A 15,446-nucleotide genomic window follows, 5' to 3' on the forward strand; every position below is an offset into this window, starting at 1 on the left:
TCAAATGCCTTTGAAGACCCCCGGTCTGCGCTCCACCAGCGAGCGCACGCCCTCCTTGGCATCCTCACTGGCCAGCAACTTCTTCACCAGCGGCGGCAAGCTCTGCGCCGCTGCGGTCTCGCCTTCATAGCGCGCCTGACGTGCCGACATCAGCGTCGCCTGCACGCCCAGTGGCGCCTGTCGGGCGATCCGTTCGGCCAGTTCGATGGCTCGCGGCAGCAAATCTTCACTGGCCATGACTTCCTGTACCAGACCCAGGCGCAACGCATCATGGGCATCAAATTCGTCGCCGGTCAGCAGCCAGCGCATGGCATTGCCCCAGCCGGCGATCTGATGAAAGCGCAACGTCGCACCGCCGAACGGAAAGATCCCGCGCTGCACTTCCATCTGCGCGAAGCGGGTGTTGCTGGCGCACAGGTTGATGTCGGCGGCGAGCATCAGCTCGATGCCGATGGTCAGGCAATAGCCTTGCGCGGCGACGATCACCGGTTTGCTGACCCGTGGCCCGACAAATACGCCCCACGGATCGCAACCGCCGGGCGGCACCTGCCAGCCCTGGGCGAGGGCGGAACTGGCGTTGACTAGATCGAGCCCGGCGGTGAAATGCTCACCATGCCCGAACACCACGGCCACCCGCGCGTCGCTGTCGGCCTCGAATTCACCGTAGGCCAGGGCCAGGTCATTGAGCAAATCCAGATCGAAAGCATTGCGCTTGGCTGCACGGTCCAGGCCAATCAAATGGACGTGACCGTGGCGCGCACGGCTGACGCGGCCGGGGCAGGGCTGATTCATGGGTGTTTCCTCGGACGGGAAGAAAGGGTGCAGCGACCAGATGCCGCACGTCGGTGAATCGTTTAAGCGCCATCGCCCGCAGGGCCGGGGTCTTTGAAAAATAGACCTTTGCCCGATTATCCGCAAAACCCCGTTACACAGCGGTGACAACTGTATTTCACCGATAAAAAAAGCTCCCTTTTTTGGCAAATTCCGGTATAGTGCGCGCCGGCCTTTAACCGGGCCGCGTTTAGGTAGCGCAATTCCCCGAAGTCAGCTTCGGCTGCACGTCCGCACTGCGGGCTCTTCCTTGACGATTCTTTTTCATTCATTCGTTTTCGCAAATCCCCGCCGACAAAGCTGCCAGGGCGACTCTTGAGTCTCAACACGGCATGTGCAGCTTTGGAGCATGGGTCTTTGCGGATGCACTTAGAGGCAGACCCATGACCCAGGAAATCGGCGGCTTCGCCGCTCTTGAACTTCATCCCAATATTGTCGCTGCAGTAGTCGCTACCGGCTATGAAGAGCCTTCGGCCATTCAGCAGCAGTCGATCCCGATCATCCTCGCCGGTCACGATATGATTGGTCAGGCGCAAACCGGTACCGGTAAAACCGCTGCCTTTGCCCTGCCTATCCTGCACCGCATTGATCCGTCCAAGCGCGAGCCGCAAGCTCTGATCCTGGCCCCAACTCGTGAGTTGGCGCTACAAGTTGCAACCGCTTTCGAAACCTACGCCAAGCAAATGCCGGGCGTAACTGTTGTGGCTGTCTACGGCGGCGCGCCGATGGGCCCACAATTGAAAGCAATCCGTAATGGCGCACAGATCGTTGTCGCCACTCCGGGCCGTCTGTGCGACCACCTGCGTCGCGACGAAAAAGTGCTGCAGACCGTGAACCACCTGGTTCTCGACGAAGCAGACGAAATGCTCAAACTGGGCTTCATGGACGACCTCGAAGTCATCTTCAAGGCCATGCCGGAAACCCGTCAGACCGTATTGTTCTCGGCTACCCTGCCGCAATCGATCCGTGCCATCGCCGAGCGTCACCTGCGCGATCCAAAGCACGTGAAGATTCAGAGCAAGACCCAGACCGTTACCGCGATCGAACAGGCTCACCTGTTGGTTCACGCTGACCAGAAGACCTCTGCCGTTCTCAGCTTGCTGGAAGTGGAAGATTTCGACGCTCTGATCATGTTCGTGCGCACCAAGCAAGCGACCCTGGATCTGGCCAGCGCCCTCGACGCCAAAGGCTACAAAGCCGCAGCGTTGAACGGCGACATCGCCCAGAACCAGCGTGAGCGCGTCATCGACTCGCTGAAAGATGGCCGTCTGGACATTGTTGTGGCGACCGACGTAGCCGCCCGTGGTCTGGACGTACCGCGCATCACCCACGTATTCAACGTGGACATGCCGTACGATCCGGAATCCTACGTGCACCGTATCGGCCGTACCGGCCGTGCCGGTCGCGAAGGCCGCGCGCTGCTGCTGGTGACTCCACGTGAGCGCCGCATGCTGCAAGTGATCGAGCGTGTAACCGGTCAGAAAGTTGCCGAAGTGCGTCTGCCGGACGCTCAGGCCGTTCTCGATGCCCGCATCAAGAAACTGACCAACAGCCTGTCGCCGCTGGTGGCTGACGCCGAATCGACTCACGGTGATCTGCTGGATCGCCTGACCGCCGACATCGGTTGCACCCCACGTGCCCTGGCTGCTGCTCTGCTGCGCAAGGCCACCAATGGTCAGGCGCTGAACCTGGCAGCGATCGAGAAGGAACGTCCACTGGTGCCGAACAGCGCTCCACGTGGCGACCGTCCTGAGCGTTCCGGTGATCGTCCGGACCGTGGTGATCGCGAGCGTCGTGCTCCGATGCCGCTGGGTGAAGGTCGTGCCCGTTGCCGTACCGCGCTGGGCGCGCGTGACGGTATCGCGGCGAAAAACCTGCTGGGCGCCATCCTCAACGAAGGTGGTCTGGCACGTGAAGCCATCGGTCGCATCCAGGTGCGTGACAGCTTCAGCCTCGTCGAGCTGCCGGAAGATGGTCTGGACAAGCTCCTGACCAAGCTGAAGGACACTCGCGTTGCCGGTAAGCAGTTGAAGCTGCGTCGCTACCGCGAAGATTGATCCACCCTTGGGCTGATTGATCGAACATAAAAATCCCCGACTGGTTCGGGGATTTTTTTTGCCTGCGATTTGAGGTGGGAACGAACTCGTCAGCCGAAGCGGTAGATGTCCATGCCCAGCGCGCCCATGGTGAACCCTTGGTGCGCAATGCTGAACTCACCGCCGGCGCCGCGAGCGAAGTACAGCGGCAACAGATGCTCGTCGCTCGGATGGCTGCGCACAGCGTTTGGCGCTTGCTGGCGGTAATCGTGCAGGGCGGCTTCATCATTGGCCGCGAGCTTGTCGATTATCCAGTCACGGAAGTCCCGGGCCCACGGCTCGACGCTTTCCGGGCCGGCATGCCAGTCCAGTTCACGCAAGTTATGGGTGATGCTGCCGGAGCCGATCAACAGAATGCCCTGGCCGCGCAGGCTGGCCAGCGCCTGGCCGACGCGGGTCTGCAACGCCGGGCCGCCACGGCTGGGCAGGGAAACCTGAACCACCGGGATGTCGGCTTGCGGATACATCAGCGACAGCGGCACCCATACCCCATGGTCGAACGGTCGTTGCGGGTCGAGACGCGCGGGCAGGTTGTTGGCGGTCAGCAGTTCGGCGACCTCTTGCGCCAACTGCGGATTGCCCGGTGCGGGGTACTGCACTTCAAACAATGCACGGGGGAAGCCGCCGAAATCGTGCCAGGTTTCCGGTTGCGGATGGCTGCTGACCAGCAGCTCATGGCTTTCCCAGTGGGCGGAAACGATGACGATGGCTTTCGGGCGTGGCAGTTCGGCGGCCAGGCGCGCCAGGGCCGGGCCGCTGGCGCCGGGTTCCAGCGCGAGCATGGGCGAGCCGTGAGAGATAAACAGGCTGGGAAGCATGGAAGGGTTCCTGAGCGTTAAGATGGTTCATCTTCAGTCAGTTCATTGATCTAATTCCAATATAAGTTTTAACGCTTTTTGATCGAATTCTTAGGAGGAACCATGCAGCCGGAGTTTTGGCACAAGAAGTGGGAATCGAACCAGATCGGCTTTCACCAACCCGAGGTGAACCCGTATTTGCAACGGCATTGGCCCGATCTGGCGATCCCGGCGCAGGCGCGTGTGCTGGTGCCGTTGTGCGGGAAAAGCCTGGATCTGTTGTGGCTGGCCGGTCGTGGGCATCGGGTTCTCGGCGTCGAGCTGTCGCAGAGGGCTGTCGAAGACTTCTTCCGTGAACAGCAATTGCAGCCGCAGATCAGCGAAGAGGGCGGCTTCAAGGTTTATCGGGCTGGGGCGATCGAGTTGTGGTGCGGGGATTTCTTCGCCTTGTCCGCGAGCGATGTGGCCGAATGCACGGCACTGTATGACCGCGCGGCGCTGATCGCCTTGCCGGCGCCGATGCGTGAGCGCTACGCGTCGCACTTGCAGAATATCTTGCCGGCAGGCGTACGCGGTTTGCTGATCACGCTGGATTATGATCAGGCGCAAATGCCCGGACCGCCGTTTGCAGTGGAAGATGCCGAGGTGCAGCGTCTGTTCGGTGGCGGCTGGCAGGTGCAGGCGCTGGAAGAACAGGACGTGTTGAGCGAAAGCGGGAAGTTCCTGCAGGCGGGAGTGACGCGCCTGGAAGAGCGGGTGTACCGGCTGACTGGCCAGTAACAGGCACAAAAAAGGCCCGCATCACTGCGGGCCTTTTTTTAGCCGGGCTGATCAGCCGCGACGACGCAGGGCGTCGATACGCTCTTCCAGCGGCGGGTGGCTCATGAACATGCGGGCGAACCCTTGTTTGATGCCACCGTTGATGCCGAAGGCGTTCAGCGTGTCGGGCATGTGCACCGGCAGACCTTGTTCGGCACGCAGGCGTTGCAGGGCGCCGATCATCGCGCTGGTACCGGCCAGACGGGCGCCGGCTTCGTCGGCACGGAACTCCCGTTTGCGCGAGAACCACATCACGATCGCGCTGGCCAGGATGCCCAGAACCAGTTCGGCAAAGATGGTCGCGATGTAATACGCGATGCCCTGGCCTTCCTCGTTCTTGAAGATCACCTTGTCCACGAAGTTGCCGATGATCCGCGCGAAGAACATCACGAAGGTGTTCACCACGCCCTGGACCAGTGCCAGGGTGACCATGTCACCGTTGGCCACGTGGCCGATCTCGTGGGCCAGAACGGCTTTCACTTCATCCGGAGAGAAACGCTCCAGCAAGCCCTGGCTGACCGCGACCAGCGCGTCGTTCTTGTTCCAGCCGGTGGCGAAGGCGTTCGCTTCGTAGGCCGGGAAAATCCCGACTTCGGGCATCTTGATCCCGGCTTCGCGGGACAGTTGCTCGACGGTTTGCATCAGCCATTGCTCGTGGCGGGTGCGCGGCTGGGTGATGACCTGGGTGCTCGTGCTCATCTTCGCCATCCACTTGGAGATGAACAGCGAGAACAGCGAACCGGCGAAACCAAAGACGGCACAGAAGACCAGCAGCTGACTGAGGTTGAGGTCAACCCCGTTGGCCGCCATGAACCCGTTGAAGCCGAACAGGCTCAGGGTGATGCTGGCTATCAGCACGACCGCCAGGTTAGTGGCCAAAAACAGCAGGATGCGCATCATGGTTGTAGAAATCTCCTCAAGCTAAAGATGTAGCGTACTGCGGGGTATATAAGGTGCGGCACCGGGCGATTCAACCGAGTGACTATTTCAAACTGTGTCCTACATCGGATTCTCCGGTGTGCGGGACAATTCCCACCCCTGAAGACGACAAGGATGACAGCCGCGCGCCACCCACCGGCATTGCATCAGGCGCATGTGATCGGTACGAATCGACAGTGTAGAAGGCGTACGGAAGGGGGCGGTGCAGAAGTGTTGCTGAATCAGACAGTGCGCAACGAAAGGCTCGTTGCGCACGGATCGCCGGTTACTGGCGGTAGGACTTGAGGAAGTTGCCGATGCGTCCGATGGCCATGTCCAGATCATCGACACGCGGCAGGGTCACGACACGGAAGTGATCTGGCCACGGCCAGTTGAAGGCCGTGCCCTGAACCACCAGCAGCTTCTCGGACAGCAGCAGGTCGAGGACGAATTTCTCGTCGTTGTGGATCGGGCAGATCTTCGGGTCGATCTTCGGGAAGGCATACAGGGCGCCCATCGGCTTCACGCAGCTCACGCCGGGAATGTCGTTGAGCAACTCCCAGGTGCGGTTACGCTGTTCCAGCAGGCGACCTTGCGGCAGGACCAGGTCGTTGATGCTCTGATAGCCGCCGAGGGCGGTCTGGATCGCATGCTGGCTCGGCACGTTGGCACACAGGCGCATGTTGGCCAGCATGTCGATGCCTTCGATGTAGCTGTGGGCATTGTGTTTCGGCCCGGAAATGGCGATCCAGCCGGAACGGAAACCCGCCACGCGATACGACTTCGACAGACCGTTGAAGGTCAGGCACAGCAGGTCCGGCGCCAGCGAAGCGGTGCAGATGTGTACGGCGTCGTCGTAAAGAATCTTGTCGTAGATCTCGTCGGAGAACACCACCAGGTTGTGCTGGCGAGCCAGTTCCAGCATGCCCAGCAACACTTCCTTCGAATACACCGCGCCGGTCGGGTTGTTCGGGTTGATGATCACCATGGCCTTGGTGTTCGGGGTGATCTTGGCCTTCATGTCGGCCAGGTCCGGGAACCAGTCGGCGCCTTCGTCGCACAGGTAGTGCACCGCGTTACCACCGGCCAGGCTTACGGCAGCGGTCCACAGCGGATAGTCCGGCGCCGGCACCAGCACTTCGTCGCCGTTGTTGAGCAGTGCCTGCAACGACATCACGATCAGCTCGGATACGCCGTTGCCCAGGTAGATGTCTTCGATGCCGACACCTTCGACCTGTTTCTGCTGGTAGTACTGCATCACGGCCTTGCGCGCGCTGAACAGGCCTTTGGAGTCGCTGTAGCCCTGGGCGGTCGGCAGGTTGCGGATCACATCCTGGAGAATTTCGTCCGGCGCTTCGAAACCAAAGGGCGCCGGGTTGCCGATGTTCAGCTTGAGGATGCGATGGCCTTCCTCTTCCAGGCGTTTGGCGTGCTTGAGCACTGGGCCGCGAATGTCGTAGCAGACGTTGGCGAGCTTGTTCGATTTGCTGAACTGCATGGCGATGTGATCCCGAAAATGAACGATCCAGGCGGCGAATGGACAACCGTGCTGGGAATCCTGCGTCTTCACACAGGCAAGCGTCTTGAGCGGCGGTTTCCAACAATCCGTTTGAATGCGCAGGATCCCGCTGCCAGACTGGCGTGTGACGAGGCGCAATCATACGTGCCACCCGATCCGTGGAAAAGGTACAGATCGGGCTTTTTCAGCCGTTGAGGTGTGATGATGGAAAAGATTGAAAAGACCCTGGAAGAATGGCGCGCGATGCTCGACCCGGAGCAATACAACGTGTGTCGTCTCAGTGCCACCGAGCGACCGTTCTCGGGCAAATACAACGCCACCAAGACCGACGGTGTCTATCACTGCATCTGCTGCAATGAGCCGTTGTTCGATTCCAAGACCAAATTCGACTCCGGTTGCGGCTGGCCGAGCTTCTACGCACCGATCGGCGAGAGCGCCATGACCGAAATCCGTGACACCAGCCACGGCATGATCCGCACCGAAGTGAAATGCGCCCGATGCGATGCACATCTGGGTCACGTGTTCCCCGACGGCCCGCCGCCGACCGGTCTGCGTTACTGCATCAACTCGGTCTGCCTGGACCTGGTGCCGCGCGAATAGCCGATGCGGGCGATCCCTGGATCGCCTTTCGGATAATTAAATTGCACACAATTCAATTGCTCGCTATTTTTACAGCTTCTCAACTTTCCAGAGTGCGCACCATGAGCGATAACCTGCTGACCATCCCGTGCACCACCATCAAGGGTGAGCAAAAGACCCTGGCCGATTTCGCCGGCAAAGCGGTGCTGGTGGTCAACACTGCCAGCAAGTGCGGCTTCACCCCGCAATATAAGGGCCTTGAAGAGCTGTGGCAGACCTACAAGGATCAGGGGCTGGTGGTGCTGGGCTTTCCGTGCAACCAGTTCGGCAAGCAGGAACCCGGCAACGAGGGTGCGATCAGCGAGTTCTGCGAGCTCAATTACGGCGTCAGCTTCCCGCTGTTCAAGAAGATCGAAGTCAACGGTAACGGTGCGCATCCGCTGTTCGTGCAGTTGAAGAAGCGCGCGCCGGGTGTACTGGGTTTCCAGGGCATCAAGTGGAACTTCACCAAATTCCTGATCGGCAAGGACGGCCAGTTGGTCAAGCGCTTCGCCCCGGCCACCAAGCCGCAGGACCTGAGCCGCGAGATCGAAGCCCTGCTCAAATGAACGATCTGTCAGCCGATGCGCTGAAGCTCGACAGTCAGTTGTGCTTCAAGCTGTACGCCGCGTCCCGGGCCGTGATTCGTGCCTACAAGCCGATGCTCGATCAGCTCGGCCTGACCTACCCGCAATACCTGGCGATGCTGGTGCTGTGGGAATGGCAGGGCGCGGCGCCGGAACAACCGACCGTCAAGGCACTGGGCGAGCGTCTGGCGCTGGATTCCGGGACGCTGACGCCGCTGCTCAAGCGTCTGGAGCAACTGCAACTGGTGCAGCGTCAACGTTCGGCGCGGGACGAGCGTGAGGTTCACCTGAGCCTCACGCCTCAGGGCCAGGCGCTGCGCGAGCAGGTCGGGCCTTTGAAGGACCGGTTGCTGTGCGACAGCGGCGTGGACCTGGATCGTCTCAACGAACTGCGTACCGGGCTTGATCATCTGCTGGGGCAAATCAAAGCGCTGTCGTAGTCGGTATCCACTGATCCAGCAGCGCTGCCAGTTCTTCGCGACGGAACGGTTTGGCCAGGTAGTCACTCATGCCCGCCGCCCGGCAGCGCTCGCGTTCTTCAGACATGGCGTTGGCCGTCAACGCCACGATCGGCAAGTGTGGCCAGCGACCGCTCTGACGGATCTGCCGGCTCGCTTCGTAACCATCCATCACCGGCATGTTGCAGTCCATCAGCACCAGATCGAACTCATGGTGTTCCAGTTGATCCAGCGCTTCTGCGCCATGGGCCGCCACCACCACCTCGCAGCCGAGTTTACCGAGCATGCCCTTGGCCACCAGTTGGTTGACCGGGTTGTCCTCCACCAGCAACACCCGACCGCGACGCTGCGACGGCACGCTTTCAAGACGCGCACGGTCGATGGTGGTGATATCCGGTTGCAGGGTTCTGCGCAGATTCTGATACAGCGCGTTGCGTGCCAGGGGACGCGCCTGCTGCTGTAGCGGGGCAAGGGCCGCAGCTTCTTCGCCCGGCATGAAACTGCCGTAAGCCGTCACCAGCAGAATCGGTGCGGTCATGGTCGGCCGCAGGCCAAACAGGCATTCGGGGCAATCGGTGATGATGATGTCCGGTGACGGGCCGAGGAGTGACGCTTCAATTGTGCGCTGTTCGTACGACAGACCCCAGACCGGCAACAGACTGCCCAGCAGCTCTGACAGGCCGCTGGCCGCAGTGGTGATGGCGAGTACGCTGCCATGCAGCGGGGCGGGGATGACTGCGCGGGTGTGGCAGGGCAACGGCAGTTCGGCACAGAACTGACTGCCGAAACCGACTTCGGAACTGATCGTCAGGCGCCCTTGCATCGCCTCGCACAGGTTGTAGGTCAAGGCCAGGCCCAGCCCGGTGCCGCCGTACTGGCGGGTGATACCGGCCCCGGCCTGGGTGAAGGGCTGGAAAATCTTCACCTGGGCTTCCTGGGCGATACCGATGCCGGTATCGCAGACCTCGATGCGCACGCCATCCTTCCAGGTCGACAAACGTACATCGACCCGACCAAAACGGGTGAACTTCAGGGCGTTGGACAGCAGGTTGCTGACGATCTGCCTGACCCGTGTCGGGTCTCCGAGCACCAGCGCCGGAAAGTGCGGATCGATCAGACACGTCAACTCCACGCTTGGCGCGGCGTTCTGCGACAGCAGGTTGGCGGTGTCTTCGATCAACGAGCCGAGGTCGAACGGGATGTGTTCGAGTTCCAGTTGCCCGGCATCGAATTTCGACAGGTCGAGAATATCGTTGAGCAACTCCACCAGCACTTTGCCCGAGTCGTGGGCAATGGACAGTTGTTGCTGCTGTTCGCCGTTGAGCGGGCCGTCGAGGGACAGCGCGATCATGCCCAGCAGGCCATTGAGCGGGGTGCGAATCTCGTGGCTCATGTTGGCAAGGAACGCCGAGCGGGCCTCTGCCATGTCCAGTGCGGTGCTGCGGGCGACCTCCAGTTCCTCGTTGGACTGGCTGAGGCGGGCGTTGATCGCTTTGAGTTCGGCGGTGCGTGCCGACACGATGTCTTCGAGTTGAGCGAGGTAGTCGGTGAGACGGTTTTCCGCGGTGCGCCGTTGCTGGATTTCCGTGGCGATGTTCTCGAACTGCTGGTTGGCGACCTTCACCAGCACGCCGATCTCGTCGTTGGCGTGTCCACTCGGACATTCAAGCGTGGTCGGTTCGGCACTGCGCGGATCGCGCCCGCTGAGTTCACGGATCACCCGCACCAGCGGCTTGGTCAGCATCACGTAGAACAGTGCCAGCAGGATGCCGGTCAGGATCAGGCTGCGGGCAAAACCGTTGAGCAGCGTGACTTCGGCCCGACGCAGGAAGCGGCTGCCGAAGGCATAGGTGTCGACTTCCAGGCTCAGGGTGCCGAGGGATTCGTTGGGCAAATGGTCGAGATAGAGCCGATCTTCGAACTCGCGTTTGGCGCCGAACAGAAAGTCGCTGATCAACCGATAGCCGCTTTGCAGCTCCGGGCGCTTCACGCTGGCCAGAACCGTCTGATTGTTGTCGGTCAGTTGTGCGGAAATGATGGCCGGCGAGCGCAGCAGGCCCAGCGTGAGTTCCTGGGCCAGCTCGGCATCGATGTTATAGGCGATACGCGAGGCCGGGTTATGGCTGATTTCCAGCAAAGACAGGATTTCACGGTTGATGGAGGCGTCTTCACTGGCATAATCGATGCCGATTTGCAGCAGGCTGAGCAGCGTGCCCAGAATGAACCCGACCAGCACGGTAAGCCGGGCCTGTTTGTATGACAGCCGGTGGGTGAATTTGATATCCATGGGGTGTTGAACCACTTCCGTTTCCCTTCGCTGCTCAAGCATAGTCGATCATGTATGGATACCGTGGTTCCCGAATCGCCTTGTAACAAGGGCCGGGGCGGGTGTCGAACGCTATCGGTCGTCGCTGTATCGCCATCATTACTGTGAACCAGCCCGAGGAGAAGACGTGGATTCCCGATTGAATGCTTTTCTTGAGCGCGCCGAGTCGGTTCTGGCGCGGATCGAACCGCTGCTGCCAGCACCACGCCCGGTCATCGACTGGGGCACTTGCCTGGCCGCACGCTGGCAGCGTGACGGTCGCAGCGGCTATCTGCTGCCGCTGGAAGTCAGCCTCGACATGCGTCTGTCGGACTTGATCGGTGTCGATCGGCAACTGGAGCAACTGGGCCGAAATACCCAGCAGTTCCTCGACGGCATGCCGGCCAACCATGCGTTGCTCTGGGGTTCGCGCGGTACCGGTAAATCCTCGCTGGTACGGGCGCTGCTGGCCGAGCACGCCAAGGCCGGTCTGCGCCTGATCGAGATCGAACGCGATCACCTGGCCGACCTGCCACGGGTGGTGGAGCAGATCGGCAAACTGCCGCAACGTTTCGTGCTGTTCTGCGATGACCTGTCGTTCGAATCCGGCGAAGGTGATTACCGGGTGCTGAAAAGCGTGCTGGATGGCTCGCTGGAGCAGGCGCCGGACAATGTGTTGCTGTACGCCACCTCCAACCGTCGCCATCTGGTGCCGGAAAAGGAAAGCGACAACGAAAACTGGAAGCGCGTCGATGGCGAACTGCACCCGAGCGAAGCGGTGGAAGACAAGATCGCTCTGTCGGATCGCTTCGGCCTGTGGCTGTCGTTCTATCCGTTCACCCAGGAACATTTCCTCAACGTCGTCGAACACTGGATCGGCCAGTTGGCCGCCAAGGCCGGCCTGAGCTGGCAGCGCGACGAACAACTGGACATTCTCGCCGTGCGCTGGGCGACCGGCCGTGGCAACCGCAACGGACGTTGCGCGTACCAATTCGCCCGTTACTGGGTGGGACTGAAATTGCTGGAGCACAAGGCATGATTGATTTGCAACAGAGCGGCCAGGGCCTCGAAGGCTATGGCATGTTGGCCGCGCAACTGGAGTCGCTGCTGGCGGACGAGCGCGATTTCATCGCCAACGCCGCGCAGTTTTCGGCGTTCCTGTTCAACCAGCTCGATGATCTGAACTGGGCTGGTTTCTACCTCAATCGCAACGAAGAGCTGGTGCTCGGCCCGTTCCAGGGCCAGATCGCTTGCGTACGCATTCCGTTCGGTCGCGGTGTATGTGGCGCGGCGGCGGCCAGTCTGCAGACACAACGGGTCGAAGACGTTCACGCGTTCCCCGGCCACATAGCCTGTGACAGCGCGTCGAACAGCGAACTGGTGGTGCCGTTGGTCAAGGATGGTCGCCTGATTGGCGTACTCGACCTCGACAGCCCGAAGCTTTCGCGTTTCGGCGCAGACGATCAGGCTGGTATCGAACGACTGGCGGCGATCTTCCTGCGCCTGACCGACTGCTGATCACGCCGCAAGACCGGCCTTGCGCAGCACGCCGGCAGGGTCGACAGCATCGATCTGTTGCGGGTCGAGGAAACGGCTGGCGTATTGCAGATACAGGCCTTCGCGGATGAACAGGCCGAACAGCTCGGCATCGATATGTGCCTCGCGGCACATGGTGGCCATGATTCCCAGCGCTTCGCTGAGGGTCTTGGCCTTTTTGTACGGGCGGTCGGCGGCGGTCAGCGCTTCGAAGATGTCGGCAATCGCCATCATCCGTGCCGGCAGGCTCATCTCCTCGCGTTTCAAACGTTTCGGATAACCGGTGCCGTCCATTTTTTCGTGATGGCCGCCGGCAATCTCCGCCACGTTGTTCAGATGCCCGGGGAAGGGCAGATGACTGAGCATCAGGATCGTCTGCACCATGTGGTGGTTGATGATGTAACGCTCCTCTCGGGTCAGCGTGCCACGAGGAATGCTCAGGTTGTACAGCTCGCCACGGTTGTATTTGTAGCGCGGGACGTCGAGTTTGAACCCCCATGGGTTGTCTTCCGGAATCAGTTCGCTGTCGGCACGTTCGAGCAGATGCTCGGGCTTGTCCGCCAGTAACCTTTCGCTGACCGGAAGGGTGGGCGCCGATGTGCGTGCCTGGCGCCGGTTTTCCTCCCAGGACACGCCCAGGCGATCATCCAGCGTACGTGTCCAGGTGCGCTGCGCAATGCCCTCAAGACGCTGAAGGTCGGCGTCGGCCATGGCCTCACTGCCCAGATTGCAGCGGGCGACAAAACTGAAGTCATCATCCAGCGCTGTCAGCGTCGCGTCGCGCAGGCTGGCCAGTTGTCGTTCGTCGCCACCCGACGCCAGGGCTTGCCAGTAGCTGATCCACGCGTCGCGCTTGAGCACTTCGAACCGGGTGCGGACTTCATGGATGCGATCGTTCAGGGTTTCCAGTTTGGTGGCTTTGTCGACGACGTATTCCGGCGTCGTGACTTTGCCGCAGTCGTGCAGCCACGCGGCGATGTGCAAGGCTTCCCATTCGTCCTCACTGGGCTGGTAGTCGCTGAAGGCGGGGGCCTCGCTGGCCGCGGCGGCGTGGGCGAGCATCAGGGTCAGTTCCGGCACGCGTTGGCAATGCCCGCCGGTGTAAGGGCTCTTGGCATCGATGGCGCCGGCGAGCAGTTGAATGAACGCATCCAGCAGCTGTTTCTGCCGGGCTTGCAGACGCTGGCTCTCGATACTCACCGCCGCCGCACCGGACACCGCTTGCAGGAACGCGATGCGGTCGGGTCGCAGCTTCTCCAGGTCGGCCGGGGTGCCGCTGTCATTGATCAGCAACACCAGCAGGCCGATTGTTTCGTTGTGCTGGTTGTGCAGGCGGATCCCGATCAGGTGGACGCGCGGCGTGCCCATGGCCAGCAGAACCTTTTGCAGGTCGGCGGCCTGTTCGAAGCCGAGGTTGCTGACCACGTTGTCGGCATGCGCCAGTTGCTCGAACCATTCGGGACCCTGCGCGGTATCAAGGTTGTGGCCTTGAATATCGAACGCTGCCAGCGGCCGGGAAGTGCCGTCGACCACCAGCCCGTAAGGTTCCATGCGGTTGCCATCACTTTCGCGCAGGTAGATCAGACCGGCCTGGGCCTGGGCAATCTGCACCGTTTCGAACAACACCCGTTGCAGCAGCGGGGCGAACCGGGTTTCGGCAGTCAGACTGTCGGTGATGCGAAAGAAGCTGGCCAGGGTGTCCTTCATCCGCGCCATCGACAGGCTCAACTGGTCGACCTCCAGCACTGGTGAGCGGCGGGTCACGGGAAAGTTGAAATCGAAGCTGCGGATGGCATCGGCTTCCTTGACCAGTGCATGCAGCGGCTTGACCAGAATCCGCGAGATCAGCCAGCCCAGCGGCAGGCACAACAACAGGGTGGCAAGGGTGATCAGCGCACCTTGCCAGCGCATGCGATAGGCATCGACCAGTAACTCGTCCTCCGGCACCAGCAAGGCCATCTGCAAACCTTTCGGGCCGCCTTCCTGCAGGCTGCTGCGGGCAACGATCCAGCGTCGCCCCTCAGCTTTCAGGCGTTTGCCCTGATGATCGGCCGACAGCAGGGCATGCAGGCTCGGGCTCAGGTCAGCCGCCTTGGCCAGGCGCGCGGTACGGTCATCGACGATCAGCCGGCTGCTGTCGGGATAGGCCACAGCGTTGCCTTCGGCATCGAACAGGACGATTTCTGTCGCCGGCGTCACTACGTGTTTGGTCAGGGTTGCCGACAGTGCGTCGAGGGTCAGGTCGGCAGCGATCACCGCGTGCACGCTGCTGCGCCGGGCGAGGGTGGTGCCGACATTGTGGGTGGAAAAAAACACATAGGGTTCGGTGGTGATTTGTTCGTTCTGTTGCTGCGCGCGGGTGTACCAGGTGCGGCTGCGCGGGTCGTAGGCATCGTCCGGATTGTCGTGACGACCCACCGCTGACAACGCCTGATCGAAGAACAGCGATTGCGATCTGGCGCCGCCATCGGCGTCATGTTCGATGCTCCAGACCTGATACGCCGCCGCATCCGGAGCTTTCAGCAAGGTTTTCAGTGACGCGGTGCGCAAGGGGCGCACCATGAAGAAATCACCGTTGTCGTAACCCAGATACAACGAGGCCAGGTCCGGGTTGTCCGCCAGTGACTGGCTGAACGGCTTGAGCAGCGTCAGGCGTTGTTCAAGCGTTGAGGCCTGAGTCCCGGGGTTGTCCGCGAGCAGGCTCAGCAGGTGCCGGATTGGCGCGTAGGTCGATTGCAGGTCGACACGTACATCCTGTTCGATGCGTTCGAACAGTTTTTCGCTGCTCGACAGAATGATCTGCGTGGTCTGCCGGTAGTTGAACAGCCCCAGCACGACCCCAGTGAGCAACAGCAGAAAGGTGAACATGACGCTGATGTGCACGTGCAAAGGAAACCGGCGTTGATCCGGGCGCAGTGGGCTGGGCATTGCGGACTCTCCGTGTTGGTAAACACACTGCTCA

General features: G+C 61.2%; 13 protein-coding genes. 7 read left to right on the top strand and 6 right to left on the bottom strand.

Features of this window, described 5'->3' with window-relative positions; translation table 11 throughout:
• A complete protein-coding gene (locus tag AC1RME_RS22915; protein ID WP_096821077.1) occupies positions 1 to 792 on the bottom strand; it encodes a crotonase/enoyl-CoA hydratase family protein in 792 nt (263 codons plus the stop codon).
• Between the two features lie 422 nt (positions 793 to 1,214).
• Between AC1RME_RS22915 and AC1RME_RS22920 the strand changes: the two genes are divergently transcribed.
• The gene (locus AC1RME_RS22920; RefSeq protein WP_007955707.1) at positions 1,215 to 2,888 is read left to right on the top strand and encodes a DEAD/DEAH box helicase; all 1,674 of its coding nucleotides are present in this window, start codon (positions 1,215 to 1,217) and stop codon (positions 2,886 to 2,888) included.
• An 89-nt stretch (positions 2,889 to 2,977) separates the two neighbouring features.
• Here AC1RME_RS22920 and AC1RME_RS22925 read toward each other — a convergent pair whose 3' ends face one another.
• Positions 2,978 to 3,745 (bottom strand): DODA-type extradiol aromatic ring-opening family dioxygenase, encoded by a 768-nt coding sequence (locus tag AC1RME_RS22925; RefSeq protein WP_096821078.1) that lies wholly within the window; start codon positions 3,743 to 3,745, stop codon positions 2,978 to 2,980.
• Positions 3,746 to 3,847: 102 nt separating this feature from the next.
• Between AC1RME_RS22925 and AC1RME_RS22930 the strand changes: the two genes are divergently transcribed.
• Positions 3,848 to 4,504 carry a thiopurine S-methyltransferase gene (locus AC1RME_RS22930; protein WP_096821079.1) on the top strand — a complete coding sequence of 219 codons (657 nt, stop codon included), beginning with the start codon at positions 3,848 to 3,850 and terminating at the stop codon, positions 4,502 to 4,504.
• Between the two features lie 51 nt (positions 4,505 to 4,555).
• Here the strand turns inward: AC1RME_RS22930 and htpX are convergent, their stop codons facing one another.
• Complete coding sequence (gene htpX / locus AC1RME_RS22935) at positions 4,556 to 5,443, bottom strand: protease HtpX (protein ID WP_096821080.1); 888 nt, start codon at positions 5,441 to 5,443, stop codon at positions 4,556 to 4,558.
• A gap of 304 nt (positions 5,444 to 5,747) precedes the next feature.
• Positions 5,748 to 6,959 (bottom strand): pyridoxal phosphate-dependent aminotransferase, encoded by a 1,212-nt coding sequence (locus tag AC1RME_RS22940; RefSeq protein WP_085710751.1) that lies wholly within the window; start codon positions 6,957 to 6,959, stop codon positions 5,748 to 5,750.
• Positions 6,960 to 7,184: 225 nt separating this feature from the next.
• Between AC1RME_RS22940 and msrB the strand changes: the two genes are divergently transcribed.
• From msrB to AC1RME_RS22955, 3 genes are all read left to right on the top strand, one after another.
• A complete protein-coding gene (gene msrB / locus AC1RME_RS22945; RefSeq protein ID WP_096821149.1) occupies positions 7,185 to 7,580 on the top strand; it encodes a peptide-methionine (R)-S-oxide reductase MsrB in 396 nt (131 codons plus the stop codon).
• Positions 7,581 to 7,681: 101 nt separating this feature from the next.
• Positions 7,682 to 8,167 carry a glutathione peroxidase gene (locus tag AC1RME_RS22950; RefSeq protein WP_493091769.1) on the top strand — a complete coding sequence of 162 codons (486 nt, stop codon included), beginning with the start codon at positions 7,682 to 7,684 and terminating at the stop codon, positions 8,165 to 8,167.
• Complete coding sequence (locus AC1RME_RS22955) at positions 8,164 to 8,625, top strand: MarR family winged helix-turn-helix transcriptional regulator (protein WP_096821081.1); 462 nt, start codon at positions 8,164 to 8,166, stop codon at positions 8,623 to 8,625. Before AC1RME_RS22950 ends, AC1RME_RS22955 begins: the two co-directional genes overlap by 4 nt.
• Here AC1RME_RS22955 and AC1RME_RS22960 read toward each other — a convergent pair.
• Positions 8,609 to 10,930 (bottom strand): hybrid sensor histidine kinase/response regulator, encoded by a 2,322-nt coding sequence (locus AC1RME_RS22960; RefSeq protein WP_096821082.1) that lies wholly within the window; start codon positions 10,928 to 10,930, stop codon positions 8,609 to 8,611. The genes AC1RME_RS22955 and AC1RME_RS22960 overlap by 17 nt on opposite strands.
• 166 nt (positions 10,931 to 11,096) lie before the next feature.
• Here AC1RME_RS22960 and AC1RME_RS22965 point away from each other — a divergent pair, with 166 nt between their 5' ends.
• Complete coding sequence (locus AC1RME_RS22965) at positions 11,097 to 11,987, top strand: ATP-binding protein (protein WP_096821083.1); 891 nt, start codon at positions 11,097 to 11,099, stop codon at positions 11,985 to 11,987.
• Positions 11,984 to 12,466 carry a GAF domain-containing protein gene (locus AC1RME_RS22970; protein WP_085710746.1) on the top strand — a complete coding sequence of 161 codons (483 nt, stop codon included), beginning with the start codon at positions 11,984 to 11,986 and terminating at the stop codon, positions 12,464 to 12,466. Before AC1RME_RS22965 ends, AC1RME_RS22970 begins: the two co-directional genes overlap by 4 nt.
• On the opposite strand, the gene AC1RME_RS22975 is transcribed toward AC1RME_RS22970, so the two are convergent.
• A complete protein-coding gene (locus tag AC1RME_RS22975) occupies positions 12,467 to 15,412 on the bottom strand; it encodes an HD domain-containing phosphohydrolase (RefSeq protein ID WP_096821084.1) in 2,946 nt (981 codons plus the stop codon).
• Positions 15,413 to 15,446: the final 34 nt, after the last annotated feature.

Source organism: Pseudomonas sp. GW822-FHT03F08 (assembly GCF_058801265.1).

Bases quoted from the DNA above. Each gene is read 5' to 3' on its own strand.
- AC1RME_RS22915 (WP_096821077.1), bottom strand. From the start codon at position 792: ATGAATCAGCCCTGCCCCGGCCGCGTCAGCCGTGCGCGCCACGGTCAC.
- AC1RME_RS22920 (WP_007955707.1), top strand. From the start codon at position 1,215: ATGACCCAGGAAATCGGCGGCTTCGCCGCTCTTGAACTTCATCCCAAT.
- AC1RME_RS22925 (WP_096821078.1), bottom strand. From the start codon at position 3,745: ATGCTTCCCAGCCTGTTTATCTCTCACGGCTCGCCCATGCTCGCGCTG.
- AC1RME_RS22930 (WP_096821079.1), top strand. From the start codon at position 3,848: ATGCAGCCGGAGTTTTGGCACAAGAAGTGGGAATCGAACCAGATCGGC.
- htpX (WP_096821080.1), bottom strand. From the start codon at position 5,443: ATGATGCGCATCCTGCTGTTTTTGGCCACTAACCTGGCGGTCGTGCTG.
- AC1RME_RS22940 (WP_085710751.1), bottom strand. From the start codon at position 6,959: ATGCAGTTCAGCAAATCGAACAAGCTCGCCAACGTCTGCTACGACATT.
- msrB (WP_096821149.1), top strand. From the start codon at position 7,185: ATGGAAAAGATTGAAAAGACCCTGGAAGAATGGCGCGCGATGCTCGAC.
- AC1RME_RS22950 (WP_493091769.1), top strand. From the start codon at position 7,682: ATGAGCGATAACCTGCTGACCATCCCGTGCACCACCATCAAGGGTGAG.
- AC1RME_RS22955 (WP_096821081.1), top strand. From the start codon at position 8,164: ATGAACGATCTGTCAGCCGATGCGCTGAAGCTCGACAGTCAGTTGTGC.
- AC1RME_RS22960 (WP_096821082.1), bottom strand. From the start codon at position 10,930: ATGGATATCAAATTCACCCACCGGCTGTCATACAAACAGGCCCGGCTT.
- AC1RME_RS22970 (WP_085710746.1), top strand. From the start codon at position 11,984: ATGATTGATTTGCAACAGAGCGGCCAGGGCCTCGAAGGCTATGGCATG.
- AC1RME_RS22975 (WP_096821084.1), bottom strand. From the start codon at position 15,412: ATGCCCAGCCCACTGCGCCCGGATCAACGCCGGTTTCCTTTGCACGTG.